The following is a 13,083-nucleotide window of genomic DNA, read 5'->3' as shown; positions in this document are numbered from 1 at the left end:
TGAGGGGCGCATTTAGACACTTCATAATACCAAGGATGGGTAGATTTAATGGCTGCTACTAACCATTTGTGTAAATCTATGGCTGTGGGAAATTTGATTTTGTCTTCTGGTTGCAGTTTGTTATGTAATAATACCTGTTGACAAAGTGCTAAACCTTGATTCCAAGCGTGTCTGGCTACTCCTGCGTGTTGCGCCAGTAGTAGTCGTTGTTGCTTGTTAACTTTGAGTTGGGTTTTGAATCCTAGTAGCATACAGTGATTTTACTGTAATTCTGTCACAAAGCAAAAGATGACAGGAAATTTTCAGTAAATGTGATTATTTGTTAGTATTGGTTAAGAAAACATTAACTAGCTACTAACCCTTGTCTCACCCACAACTCCGACGCTGGCAAATCCAGTGCGGGGCTTTGGTTTGACAACAAATAATGTCATGCAAACAGCAACTGAAGTATCAACTCAACAGCAACCAGAACAGTCTGAACAACAAGCCATCAACGAACAGCCCATTACTCACGACATTAGTCGCATATCTTTTCGTCGTCCCCAGGCAAAGTTAACAGTGGGAGAACCAGGGGATAAATATGAACAGGAAGCCGACATGATGGCTCATCGAGTCATGTCAATACCTGCTACTGCTATACAACGGGAGGCAATATCACAGGAGGAAGAATTACAAACCAAGCCTGCATTACAAACGGCAAGTCAAAACAATATGATCATCTAAAAGAGGTTAATGACGCTCTCAAAGGATTAGGAAATCAACTAGATCAATTAAAGAATAGTATTAAAAACTCAGAATTTGAAGGTGATACGTTAGAGGAAGCTAAACGCCTACTATCGACAGTATCCAGACAAAAAGATGAAATACAAAATGTTCTGATCAAAGTGCAAGGTGGGATTTAATTAAGATTCAAAAATTAATTAAAGGTAGATGAAGATGAATCAACAAAAATCTTTAGAACAACTCGAAGCTAATTACTGGGGTGAATCTCCCGAAGATGCCCCTCGCTTAGTGAAAGAATGTTATAAATTGAGAAAGAAACCAATTCATGCTCTAGATACTGAAGAAATCAGAATATTAATTAGCCAAGAAATTGGACTAAATTATGTGATGCCTTTAGCAATAAAAAGTCTAGAAAAAGATATTTTAGTAGCTGGAGATTTCTATCCAGGAGATTTACTACTAGCTTTACTAAGGATTGATAGTAAAACATGGGGAAATCACGAATTATTACGCCAGGAACTTAAAAAAATAATTAATAATCAAATAAATAAACTAGAATCTACCTTGCTGAATCAAGAAATCAAAGAAGATATAAAAAAAATATTGATGATTTTTTAAAGAGTTGAGAATGATCAAGGAACGGGAATAAATAATGTCAGGTGAACAGTGCGATCGCCTATCTCTTGTAGGAGGTGTTACTGCGATCGCCAGCTATTCCATCTCAACCCCAAAAACTAGACTAAAGTCGAAACTGTCATACCTGTAGCTAAGTGAGATAATATTTAATTGATTACCTATGTCAATCTGTGAGGTGAGCGATGAAACAAAGGTTGCAAATTTCCAAAAAAGCTGACTCCTTGGCTATCCAGTCAGAAGAAACTCAGTTTCAGTCACGCCCATCTACTAACAAAACTCAACAGCACACAAATAAAACCCTGTCACAAACAGACATTGAAAATCAAGAATTTCAACAAAATCAAATAGAAGCGACAAAATTACAACTGCAAGCTAAACATGGCACCATCACCCCAGAAGGACAAACACAACTGACCCTGTTACAAGCCAAAATGAATGATGTGTTATATAGTCGCGTTCAACAAGGGTATGGTTTTGGTCACAACCTGGGACAAATAGCTTTTCGTCATCCTGAAAAAATATCATCTTCTGGTTCACCATCACTGGTACAGGCAAAGTTAAATATTAGTCAACCAGGAGACCAATATGAACAAGAAGCAGATACAGTTGCCTCGAATGTAGTTAATCAAATTAATCAAGATACCATCCAAAAACAGCAAACTTCACAGACTGCAACTAGCCAAAATGAAGCTGGCAATGTGGCAACAGCAGATAACAGCGCTGCTAATCCCAAACAACAGTTTTTGAATAATCATGTAGTAGGGAAGGAATTAGTTAAAGGCATAGATGAAAATTCACCACAGGAAAAAATCCTAGAACAATTGTTGAATAATTTCAAAAACATATCATTTAAATACACAATGACTTATAAACAGGGGACAACTCTGTTAACAGGAACAAGAGAAGGAGATTGTAGAACCTTAGCTGAAGCATTTCAAACAGTAGCGCAAGAATATTTTGGTATTCCAAATGTGACGATTGAACAAATTAAGAAACCCTTTTTAAGTGAAGCGGACGAAACTGTTTACCAAGGCAGAAAACGCAATTGTGATCATGGTAAGAGGTGGTTCTTCCAAAATCATTATTGGGCTAGTTGGAATGGGAAAATTTATGATGTCTTATTCCTAAGTAATAAACCCCCCCAAGTAGACATGGCAAGGCAAGAAAACCCGCTAAAATCAATGTTGATGCCTGAAGGTGAATATTACGAGACAGAAAAAGGCAAGGTTGTATATCCCCGTGGTAATGAATATTTAACTGTCGAACTGAGTATGTTTGAGAAGTTGAAAAACCTTGTGAAAAGTCTAAGTAGTTTAATGTCTAGAAATTTGGATTCTATCACTAATAGAATTAGGGATTTATTGACTAGAGGTGGTAATAATAATAGTGATTTTGAATCACTGATTACAGAAGTACAGAAGAACAGGACTAGCGTAGTGACACAAAATAATCAAAATCAATGATTTCATAAGCTGTTACATCCTAATATTCTGGAGTATTATGGAACAGGCAAGATGGCTGTTCCACTTGTAGGATTTACCAAAAAGGGTGAGGTGCAGAGTTTTTTGGTCTTAGAGGATGTTTTAAAAGTAGTATTCCGTAACTTTTATCACATTGTTACTTCCCACGTAGAGGTGGCATCAAAAAGTTATCTGTGAAGACTAGGGAAAAGGGAACAGAATACAAAATACTATCGATCCCTCTCAAAACTACCACTTTCCTGAACTGTCCTCTTGTTGCAAACCTATCAACTTTCTTCTTTGACAAGCATAGTTAAGTATATTAATTCCTAATTCCTGGGCTGTGCGAATAGTTAACCGGGGTAAATTAAATTCTCTATCTATTCCCCATGCAGATGCTAAATCACCAACTATTAAAATTATTCCCCCACCTAAAAATAATTGGATTAACTGTTGATTGATTATAGGTAAAGCAGCAAACAAGAAAGGTTTTGTCCTTAAAGGGTGACTTCTTCGTAACTCTGTTAATGGTCTTAAAGGACTTTCTAATTGTTGTGCTAAGGCCTGGATACTTTCAATTAAAGCATTAGCATCTAAAGGGGCATCAATTAACAATGTGCCACCTAAATTTAAATAATTTCTTAGTGATTCCAACTCAACATTATTCAAAGATAGTGACTCTCTACCTGTAAGATAAAGTAAATCATATTCTTGGATATTTTCTGATAGGGAAACCTCACTAGGTTCATCAGCACCGCGCAAATTTGGGTATAAAGGTTCTACGGATTGCAATAAGTAAGCAAGGTTGAAAAAATTGCGAGCATATTCACCATCACTATGAGAAACTTGTGCAATTTTCACTAAGGCTTGAGGACGTGCCTGGGCATGACGACGATAACGTAAATCAATATTATTATAACCAGGATAAAAAGCATCCGCTGGCTGAATAATTGAATTTTGTCCTGGTTCTAAAAGTATGCGACAAATTTCTATTTCGGAAACATCTGGTGTAGAGTTTCTTTGATCAATACGATAGGTTTCTTGGACAACATCTCTTTGCTGTCCACGCCGTAATTCATTAGGATCTACATAGCTGACTACTAAGTAAATCATCAGCGGTTCAGAAGTAGCTACTTCTAAATCAATAGGAAAATCATAAGATGTAGGTACAACTATCAAATTGCCATTCATATCAATAGCAATTCCTGGTTGAATTTGTACCCAACGTCCATCTCGATATTTAGCTTCAAATTGACGGGGTGCAGGAATTAGCCGCACACCTAAACCACAAACAATTCCTGGTTGATTTAAACTTTGATAGTGGGTATTTTGACGCAGACGATGATATTCATGAGCTTTACTCCAACGTTCTGCATTAATCAGTAAACCATCAGTTGGTTGTAACCTTTCTAAAGGTTGGATGTGTGGAGGTGGGAAAGGATGAGTCATTTGATTTTGGATTTTGGATTTTGGATTTTGGATTTTGGATTAACAAAAAACAAATAGAATTTAGATATTCAATTACTAAAATTTCCTATCACTAAATCATAAGTACAAAAAGCGGGTTTTTCTTGCTCAATTATTCGGCGAATTAATTGTTCATTGAGGTTCATATTCCGGTGATGGGGGCGCAAACAAACTAGAAAATGAAATGGTTCACCACCTGCTAAAACTGCACTACCTAATTGTGCTGTACCCAAAACAAAACTAGGTCCAAAAGGTTCGGTAATACTAATATGTTTATCAGTTTCATTAGGTATATCCTCATCTAAAGGTAAACCTGTATAAAGATGTAAATATAACCGCAAACCTTTACGAGTTCCTCGCCAACGATAAAGCTCAACTGCACGACGAATTAAACGCCGTTGTTGATGTAAATTCCAGACTGAATCTACTTCCCAAGCCACCCAGTGAGCTAAAAATGGTAATAGTGCTTTTGGTGCTGTTAAGGGGTCAAGATTTGCCCATAAGACGTTAAAACTATCAATGGCTGGTTGATAAGCCTGTTCAAATATTTTCATGAAGCGACCAATCAAGTCTACTTCCCGATATAAAACAGGTAAAAATTCCATGTAGGAACTGTAGGGACGAACATATAAATCAAAGTAATCGCTGTGTTGAATTTGTTCTCTCTCTGTTCCTGAGTCAATATTAATAACAACTAAGCTGCGAAAATTCAGATTTAATTTATCTTGTTGTCCGGGAACAATTGCCTGTTGATCTTCAAAAAAGCTGGCAGGAACAGAAAAATAAAGTACAGCATCCATTTGTCCCCGTGGGGGAATTTCACTGCCTTCTGTGCCACCTATTTGACACCAATCAGCAGGAAAGTTACCTTCAACTTTTAAACTTACCCTCACAGGCCGTTGTTCTAAGTTCTGTACTTGCACAACCATTTCGCTGGGTTCTCCTGGATGCAAGACTAAACTCTGTGCTGCTGCATCCATGCTTTCTGTCCCTGCAAATGTTAAACCTGCTCCTGGTACTGCTTCAGGAATTTGCATTGGGGTTAAGTGAATACGAATAGCAGGACTGGAACGACTTTGCACCATAAAATCTTTCCTTAAAGTTTGTTGATTTAAAGATTACTGATTTGGATATCATGCCCAGAACGCAGGTTATTATCAGCCCAAGAACAGATTAAACCTTGTGCGCCGGGATCTATTACTTGTTCTGGGGAAGATTGCCGCCTCCATGTATCTCCTTCTTTGCGGATAGCAAATAGCAAGACTCGCCCTAAATAACGGACACCGGGGGTTTGCTGCATTAAGGCGATAATATCTGAGGTGTAAACTGGTCTTCCAAAAGGCCAACCTTTGCCTTCTAAGCCTCCAGTTAAGGGGTTGAGATATTTATACAGGGATACTCTCAGATGACGAAGGATTTCTGCTCTGGCTAAAGGGTTGTTATAGGCAGGTTCTAAAATTACCTCTGTTTGTACAGAAACACCTACGTATTGTGGTTCTTGCAGTTGGATTTGTACGCCTAATAATTTTCTCTCATCCAAGTATTGCAGAATTTGTTCTTGTAGTGCGGGACTCAGAGCAAATTGTTGTGGTGCAATACCTTCGCCAAATTCAATTCCGTCTGTATTTGCATAGGGAACAATCAGTAAACCTACTGTACCTGCTTGTCTGGTAGCATTGGCTGGTAAACACCGCACCCTGGCGATCGCTCCTGCTCCTGCTTGTTGTGTTAAAACTTCAAAATCTTCTGCTGTGACTGCTCGATCACGGGTACGCAGGATGCGCGGCGCTCTGATGACTGCTTGTTCTAGAGATTCCCCATCTGCACCATTAATGGCTGGTTGATAATTTATTACACTACCCACATAGGGAAATGCGGACTTTAAAAATTGGAGTGCGCCACTTTGGACGTTACCTTCTCTACCGCCTCCTGTGCGATAAGCCAGCATTCTGATTTCTGCACCCCGTGGCGGTACGGCTCCATATTGATGTTCTTGGGCGTTATCAATATCACTAAATTGTACAACGGTGTCTTCTGTGCTGGATTGTTGAATGCGCGATCGCTGTTTTGTTTGGCGTTTGAGTTGTCCTGGTTCTCGAATCAATGGACCAAACTGCACAGCACCAGTAATAGAATCAATGGTGTAATGACGGTCTTGGGGTCCAGAATCAGCAAAATCTCTCACTTCCTGCCAAGTCTGGGGTAAACCACCGGGGGGAGTGACAACAATATACTCATTTTCTCGACGTTCTAATACTGGTGTCATGAGTAATTGAAAAATTTGCCCTGGTTTACCGTTACTTATACCTAAGCGTTCATCTTGAATCAGGGTACTATGGGTAGCTCTAACAGTACCACCTATAGACCGCACTCCTAACCCAGTGATTTGCGGTGGACGATTATAAACCCCTTGATTGCTACCTGGGGTAGTATACCGACAGCGTAGCCAGCGTCCACGATACACGGTAAATGTTGTTACAGGCCAAGTTTGGGGTAAATGCAGCCGCACATCAGCACCTTGGGCAGCATTACTACCTTGTTGTTCAATTTCGTAAAAACTGAAACCTCTGGTATGGTCGTCTGTTTCTTTGAATAACACTGGTTGCCAATTTTCCCCATCCCAAGCTTCCCAGTATCGGGGCGGTTGATTGGGATCAATTCCTGTCGGTGTGGCTGCTGCTCCTTGGAAAGTAATTTCTAACACATTACCATCCAAAGCTGCATCACCATTAATTACTAAATAAAAACAGTTTCCCGGTTGGGGTTGTTCGTTAAATATAGCTTGTTCATTACCAGTCCAGAAACCGTTGTTTTGACGAGTCCAGGAGTTCACCAATCTTTCTCGCAGAGATTGGGGGGTGTCTTCTGTGGTTTGGGCGGTTAAAAAATGCTGAATCTGGGGTTTACCAATAATTAAAGGTGAATCTGTACTGAAGGTAATAGCTGGTGTAGTTTCAGTGCGTACCGTGGAAACTTCCAGACCTGCGGGAATGGTGTATGCTTGAGGTAGATCAGAACTTAAATAAAAAGTTAATTCTGTATGGGCTGGGGCTGGTGGTTGCAGCCGAATACCTAATAATTCTAAAAAAGCGACATAATTTTTACGTGGGACTTGGTTAAACCTGAGTAACATTTGGTCAGTTAACCAAGCAAATACTTCTATCAGCGTAATCCCTGGATCGCTCAAGTTGTGGTCTGTCCATTCGGGACAGTAGCGCGGGATACGCATGAGACTTTCTTCCACCAAGTCATCGAAGGTGCGATCGTCTAAGTTAGAAGTAGGTAATTGTGGTAAAAAGTCAAATTTCATATCATGTCTATTTGAATAGTTATCATATCTGTTTGGATGGGGAACAGGGAACAGGGAACAAGAGAATTATTAGTAATTAACAGGGCTTAATATTACAAGTTACTTCCCAGCAGCCAGCAAATAGAATGGATAAACAAAGCTCTGAATATCAGCATAATCCTTGAGCCGATAGTTGATAATGATCTCTACTTTGCCCAGCACAGGGTCAGGTTCGGTCAACACCTCATCTACAATAATTCTGGGTTCCCAAACTTCCAAAGCTTCTAAAACATAGAGACGTATTCGCAGTAGAGTATCAGTATTCAATGGTGCAAAGGCCAACTCTGACAAGCGCGAACCGAAGTTAGGGCGATAAACTCGTTCACCCACCCCTGTACGAAGGATAATCCAGATAGACTCTTTAACTTTTTGAGCATCACTGCTGAGTTTTATTCCCCCTTGCAAGTTCAACTGCAACGGGAAAGCCCAACCAGTACCTAAATAATCTCTTTCGTTTTGTTGGCTATAGACCATAACTGTAAGAATCAGGTGGTTATCGAGTTTCGACTACGCTCAACTACCGCGACTTGTACTGAGTGGTTAGTGAGCGTAGTCGAACTATGTCGAAGTAAGTCGAGATAATATCCAGGATTTCAGGATTTATTAAATCTTTAATTCTCTAAGATACCGACATTACAGGTATAAGCCTATTCGCCAAAAGTCGAGTAATTCATTGGGAATTGGGAATTGGGAATTGGGAATTGGGAATAGATAATTATCCACCGATCAAAACTGTTATCTCTCCTTTGACAATTTTATTAGTCGGACCCAATGCTTCTAGAATGGTATCGCCCATACGACAGGCGGGTAAACCATTGATTAATACTGTTTTACTACCATCAATAACTACACCTGGTCCGTGGGGTGGTACGGGTAAGGGTGTAGCACATTGATGAATATCTGCCATTCCCGGAGGTGAGGAGGCAGCGGCAGCGGAAATCATGCTACTCATTGTCGCCGAGGCGGTGGCTTTGGCAGCTTGTTCAGCAGCTAAGGCCGCTGGTGCGCCTGGTGTACCTGCTGCGGCTTTGGTGGCAGCTTCAGCGGCTTGGATGGCTGTATCGCTTGCTTGTTTGGCAGACTGTAAAGCGGCAACTGCGGCCGCTGGTATCCCCCTCCATGCTGGTAAGTTGCCTATCAGTACATTATGGCTACCGGGTCCGCCTGTTAATACTGGGGGTAAGGGATGGGCTACGTTATCGGTAATTCTGGCTGCTGGTTTGGACATAATTAGAGTTAGGAGTCAGGAGTCAGGAGTCAGGAGTCAGGAGTCAGGAGTCAGGAGAATAGAATTACACAAAATATCTCTAAAACTCTTATTTCTCTGTGATCTCTGTGCCTCTGTGGTTCGTTATTCCGTGACTTGTGCATAAGTCATTATTAATTTAATTTAATTAATGAACCTTTGACGGTGATTACACCATTAGCTTTAATGTCAAGATTTCCCTGGGCTTCTATTGACATATTGCCTGTTGATTTGATGGTAACTGATTTACTAGCATCGCTCATTTTAATGCTATGTTTACCGGAGGTTTCTATTGAAATTGTTTTACCTCTGTCATCCATTTTAATAGTATGACCGCCTTTTGTTTTAATCTCAATAAATTGTTCACTATCATTGAGATAAATTTTGTGTCCTTTGGTGGTTTCTAAACGAATACCTGTTTTACTTCCTCCTTTATCTTCTTCTACAAATTGCATGGTGTGTCCTGTGCGGGTTTTAAAAGTACGTAATCGCACTCCTTTAACAACTGAATCATCTACTTTTTCTGGTGGTGCGTCTTTTCCATTCCACACATTACCAATGATGTAAGGACGGTGAATATCTCCATGTTCAAACCCTACTAAAACTTCATCATTTACTTCTGGTAAACAATCAAAACCTCGATTGGGTCCTGCACCCGCAGTTACTACTCTAGCCCAGTGACTTTCATGTTCTTCACTGAGTGTAGGAAACTTTACTTTTACTCTTCCCCAACCTTTGGGATCTTTATTATTGGTGACTATTCCTATTAAAAAAGTTTGTCCTGGTTGCAGGTGTGTTTGTGTTGATAAAGTAGAAAATAAATTACCTGCTCTTAACCCCCGCACACTAAAATTTGTGGTGTAGACTCTTTGATTATAAAAGTGGCGTGTTTCGGTGACATAATATTTTCCACTATAGCGATCGCCGATATCTTGAATATTGATTACCCTCCCTGGTCTAATTTTGGGGTTTCCATAAGCTTGAGCATCTGCATAAACAAATTCTCCCCCCAGCTCATCACACAAAGCTTGAGCCATTTTTTTAGCTTCGTTTTCTGTAGCAACAGGTTTATCTACAACGATCATTTTTGGATTGGATGGTTTACCTTTGAATGCTGTACTTGTTTTGCTTCCTTTGCCATTTCCTGTTTCTGTAATTACTTTTTCTGCTGTTACTTCTGAGGTAATTAATTTCTTTTGGGTAAAGTCCCAACTCCTCACTTCTACTGCTTTCACTTGTTCTGCATTGGTAACACGCACACTAAATTTACTAATTTCATTTAACCATTTTAAGCTTAAAGATTCCTTGCTTTCTGGTTGACAAAAGTTTAATTTTCCATCCTGAATAAATAATTCATACCCTATCCGCGCCGCCCTTTCTCTCAAAAATTCCATGTTAGTTTGGTTTTCTTGAAACACATATTCATGGTTTACGCCACTAGAATCTATTTTACCTGGTGAAATTCCCGTTTCTCCTATAATTTGTTTGACTATATCGCTATCCATTTGATTCAAGAAAGAACGATTATAACGCCCTCTATGCAACCGATGGGAAACATCATAACCACGAATAATAATGGGTGCTTCGGTTTTTTCATTAAAGTGAACTTCTATTGCTGTCACTTCCCCTTCAATTAAATTCTGTTCGTCTTTTTTCTTAAAATTACTATCTTGGGTAGTGCTGGAAATAAACCCAATTTTGATTTGTGTGCCAATTTTAAACAGCTTTTCGTGTCTCCATTCTTGGTATTCTGCACGTTCAACTGTACTCAGATAACTATTATGTATTACCAGGGTAAACATTGCTGGTAAATGCAGACTCTCTTCTACGGTAATTTCTAATAAATCTTTCATTAATTCCGGTGAAGCGTCTTGTCCTTCTATTTGAATTTTTGGTTCACTTAAATACAGGCTTTTGTCTGGCATAAGATTTTAGTTTTTATTTCATGAGATAAAATGTATATCAATGCAGCAGGAGTCAGGAGTAAAACTGGCTTGGTGTATAGGTTTTAATTTTGATTCTGTACTCCTTGATTTGCAATCTGCTGTAATTTTGTCAACTATTGATTGAATATTGATTGAATATTGATTGAATTATTTATTAAATCCGCGAGTCTGCTTGTCTGGCTGCACCTTGAGAAGCTGATTCTCTACCTCCTGGCATATTATTTTTATCTACTTCTTGTAAGGATATATCTACTATTGCCCTTACTGGTGTACCGTCATTTAAGAACATATTTAATGTGTAAGTTAAACTGGTCATGACACAATAAAAATATTCGCTTCCCCAAGTTAATATGTAAACAGGTGGACGTTTATCTGGTGAACCATTAATAGTTTCTACTCCTTTTTTGATGTTATCTATATACTCTTTCATTACTGATTTTTTGGTTTCATAGGTATCGAATATTAACTGTTTTAAGGTAAATTTATAAGGTTCAACACCGGAAAAGTTAACTTTAGGAAGTAAGGTAGTACCTCTATTTCCTTGCTGACTTGACCAATTTACTGTTCTAGAAAAACTAATATCTGCGGGATTAAACATTAATTCAATGTCTGGTGCTTCTCCGTTATAAGCTACGAGTTTTGCTTTTACCAGTTTTTGATTTGCCATTTTATTTTTCCTCCTTAATACAGCAGTCTATTTTCAATCCAAAATCCAAAATCCAAAATCCAAAATATAAAATCCAAAATATAAAATATAAAATATAAAATAGAATCACCAAGGTAAACGACCTATATATTTTCCTTGACGTTCTCTTTCTATTTCTATTCTTTGTCGTAATCTGTAATAAATTTCTTGGGCTAAAGCTTCAAGTTTTGCATTATCATCTTTATTATTTTCATTACTTTCATTTTCTTCTGTTGGTAAGGATGTGTATGGGTTTTGTATCGTCTCTGTTATGGGTGCGATATCTCTTAATATATCTGGTGCTGTAACTTCTCCTCCATTTGCAAAACCTTGAGGTGTAGAAAGTCGTTTGGTAAAAATATGTGATGCTTGTGATGGTTCTGATGATGCAACTTGAGAAGATGGTGCATTTTGCCAGTTACTCTCTCTACTATTAAAGTTATAATTATTGAATTGATTATTACTACTATTTAATAGTTCTTCAATACTTGTCCATTCAGATGGTGTTTGTGTGTTGGTATTTGAATTATTCTTACGGAAAATTAAAGTAGGTGATGAATAATTGGGGGTTGATTCTGTGTAAGTTTTAGTTGTATTTTCTACTGAATTCATTTGTGTATTAAGTTGTGGATTAATTTGTAGAGAGTTCATTCTGGAAAGTCTTTGTTTCCCAATTTCTACACCCAGGGAAGGAGAATTTAAAACAGTTGGTTCTTCTCGTTCAGCTTCTTTGCGCTGTAATGTATTATCTACAAAAGAATCTACTTTAGTCGTAGAGTCTGAAAAGTTGGTTGGTTCAGGCGTTTTGCTATCAGTTACATCTAATTTAGGCGAGATTATTTCCTCTGGTGAACCGCCAGTATTAATATGTTTAAGTATGTGGATATTTTTCTGTGCATCTTTAGCGTTGATGACAAATTCTCCTGGTGTCAGCATTGCAGGTACTGTATCAGAAGGTGCTACTGGTTGATAATTTTCCACTGCGGTTGTGGTGACTTGGCCACCAGTAGCATAACCTTTAGGTGCTGGTAAAGCTGGTAAATTATTTAAGACGGTATTTGCTTCAATGTCAATGTTAGAATTTTTGTCTTCATTGTCTTGAGGAGATGAATTTTCTGATATATCTGATATATGTGAGTGATTAATAAAAGTTGATAAATCAAGGTTTTCAAATGCCAAAATTGACTCTGATATTGATTCAGATGCGGTTATTTGTTCATTATCAATGTTATTTCTCAAAATCGGCAAATTATCGGGAATTTTTGGTAAGGATATATCAGCATTCTCTGGTTTAATTATCGCTGCATATCGTCTATCATCTAGTGTATGAACTTCTTCAGATTTTGGTGAGATGTTTGTGGGAATAACAGGTGTAATTTCTGATGTTTGATTTTCTGACTGAATTTGATTATTTTCTAACTTCGCATTTAACTGAATCTCTGATAATATAGGTGATGAAGTAACAGGTGTAATTTCTGTGTTGTCTTTTGTGGTGACATCGGCAATTTCCGATGTTTGGTTTTCTGACTTAATTTGATTATTTTCTAACTTCGCATTTAACTGAATCTCTG

Annotated in this window: 13 protein-coding genes; 4 read left to right on the top strand and 9 right to left on the bottom strand. The window is 38.4% G+C overall.

Translation table 11 applies throughout. The annotated features are described in order from the left end of the window. Positions 1 to 251, bottom strand: a 251-nt coding sequence (locus H6F47_RS24295) for a helix-turn-helix domain-containing protein (protein WP_190651364.1), incomplete at its 3' end; no start/stop codon positions are given. Positions 252 to 429: 178 nt separating this feature from the next. Here H6F47_RS24295 and H6F47_RS24290 point away from each other — a divergent pair. The 4 genes from H6F47_RS24290 to H6F47_RS24270 all read left to right on the top strand — a co-directional run bounded on the left by H6F47_RS24290 (position 430) and on the right by H6F47_RS24270 (position 3,017). Then, entirely contained in the window at positions 430 to 723 is a 294-nt protein-coding gene (locus H6F47_RS24290; protein ID WP_190651362.1) for a hypothetical protein, read from the top strand. A 213-nt stretch (positions 724 to 936) separates the two neighbouring features. Continuing rightward, on the top strand, positions 937 to 1,341 hold the full coding sequence (locus H6F47_RS24280) for a contact-dependent growth inhibition system immunity protein (RefSeq protein WP_206755160.1): 405 nt from the start codon (positions 937 to 939) through the stop codon (positions 1,339 to 1,341). Between the two features lie 200 nt (positions 1,342 to 1,541). Continuing rightward, entirely contained in the window at positions 1,542 to 2,822 is a 1,281-nt protein-coding gene (locus H6F47_RS24275; RefSeq protein ID WP_137668095.1) for a hypothetical protein, read from the top strand. A 51-nt stretch (positions 2,823 to 2,873) separates the two neighbouring features. After that, entirely contained in the window at positions 2,874 to 3,017 is a 144-nt protein-coding gene (locus H6F47_RS24270) for a hypothetical protein (RefSeq protein WP_190651358.1), read from the top strand. A gap of 51 nt (positions 3,018 to 3,068) precedes the next feature. On the opposite strand, the gene H6F47_RS24265 is transcribed toward H6F47_RS24270, so the two are convergent. The 8 genes from H6F47_RS24265 to H6F47_RS24230 all read right to left on the bottom strand — a co-directional run. Continuing rightward, positions 3,069 to 4,268 carry a DUF4159 domain-containing protein gene (locus tag H6F47_RS24265; RefSeq protein ID WP_096572520.1) on the bottom strand — a complete coding sequence of 400 codons (1,200 nt, stop codon included), beginning with the start codon at positions 4,266 to 4,268 and terminating at the stop codon, positions 3,069 to 3,071. A gap of 68 nt (positions 4,269 to 4,336) precedes the next feature. Next, the gene (locus tag H6F47_RS24260; protein ID WP_187039977.1) at positions 4,337 to 5,371 is read right to left on the bottom strand and encodes a phage tail protein; all 1,035 of its coding nucleotides are present in this window, start codon (positions 5,369 to 5,371) and stop codon (positions 4,337 to 4,339) included. Between the two features lie 26 nt (positions 5,372 to 5,397). Then, a complete protein-coding gene (locus tag H6F47_RS24255; protein ID WP_137668097.1) occupies positions 5,398 to 7,596 on the bottom strand; it encodes a putative baseplate assembly protein in 2,199 nt (732 codons plus the stop codon). A 99-nt stretch (positions 7,597 to 7,695) separates the two neighbouring features. Further along, entirely contained in the window at positions 7,696 to 8,109 is a 414-nt protein-coding gene (locus tag H6F47_RS24250; RefSeq protein ID WP_096564857.1) for a GPW/gp25 family protein, read from the bottom strand. A gap of 241 nt (positions 8,110 to 8,350) precedes the next feature. After that, positions 8,351 to 8,863 (bottom strand): PAAR domain-containing protein, encoded by a 513-nt coding sequence (locus tag H6F47_RS24245; protein ID WP_190651356.1) that lies wholly within the window; start codon positions 8,861 to 8,863, stop codon positions 8,351 to 8,353. Between the two features lie 152 nt (positions 8,864 to 9,015). Next, positions 9,016 to 10,806 (bottom strand): VgrG-related protein, encoded by a 1,791-nt coding sequence (locus tag H6F47_RS24240; protein ID WP_190651354.1) that lies wholly within the window; start codon positions 10,804 to 10,806, stop codon positions 9,016 to 9,018. Positions 10,807 to 10,981: 175 nt separating this feature from the next. Then, on the bottom strand, positions 10,982 to 11,494 hold the full coding sequence (locus tag H6F47_RS24235) for a hypothetical protein (protein ID WP_096564854.1): 513 nt from the start codon (positions 11,492 to 11,494) through the stop codon (positions 10,982 to 10,984). Between the two features lie 105 nt (positions 11,495 to 11,599). Next, the coding region (locus H6F47_RS24230; protein ID WP_199291284.1) for a hypothetical protein at positions 11,600 to 13,083 on the bottom strand (1,484 nt) is incomplete at its 5' end.

The sequence above is a fragment of the Sphaerospermopsis sp. FACHB-1094 genome, from assembly GCF_014696195.1.
Lineage (GTDB): Bacteria > Cyanobacteriota > Cyanobacteriia > Cyanobacteriales > Nostocaceae > Sphaerospermopsis > Sphaerospermopsis kisseleviana.
This window is presented reverse-complemented; position numbering and strand designations above follow the sequence as displayed.

Bases quoted from the DNA above. Each gene is read 5' to 3' on its own strand.
- H6F47_RS24270 (WP_190651358.1), top strand. From the start codon at position 2,874: ATGGCTGTTCCACTTGTAGGATTTACCAAAAAGGGTGAGGTGCAGAGT.
- H6F47_RS24245 (WP_190651356.1), bottom strand. From the start codon at position 8,863: ATGTCCAAACCAGCAGCCAGAATTACCGATAACGTAGCCCATCCCTTA.
- H6F47_RS24290 (WP_190651362.1), top strand. From the start codon at position 430: ATGCAAACAGCAACTGAAGTATCAACTCAACAGCAACCAGAACAGTCT.
- H6F47_RS24255 (WP_137668097.1), bottom strand. From the start codon at position 7,596: ATGAAATTTGACTTTTTACCACAATTACCTACTTCTAACTTAGACGAT.
- H6F47_RS24235 (WP_096564854.1), bottom strand. From the start codon at position 11,494: ATGGCAAATCAAAAACTGGTAAAAGCAAAACTCGTAGCTTATAACGGA.
- H6F47_RS24280 (WP_206755160.1), top strand. From the start codon at position 937: ATGAATCAACAAAAATCTTTAGAACAACTCGAAGCTAATTACTGGGGT.
- H6F47_RS24250 (WP_096564857.1), bottom strand. From the start codon at position 8,109: ATGGTCTATAGCCAACAAAACGAAAGAGATTATTTAGGTACTGGTTGG.
- H6F47_RS24260 (WP_187039977.1), bottom strand. From the start codon at position 5,371: ATGGTGCAAAGTCGTTCCAGTCCTGCTATTCGTATTCACTTAACCCCA.
- H6F47_RS24265 (WP_096572520.1), bottom strand. From the start codon at position 4,268: ATGACTCATCCTTTCCCACCTCCACACATCCAACCTTTAGAAAGGTTA.
- H6F47_RS24240 (WP_190651354.1), bottom strand. From the start codon at position 10,806: ATGCCAGACAAAAGCCTGTATTTAAGTGAACCAAAAATTCAAATAGAA.
- H6F47_RS24275 (WP_137668095.1), top strand. From the start codon at position 1,542: ATGAAACAAAGGTTGCAAATTTCCAAAAAAGCTGACTCCTTGGCTATC.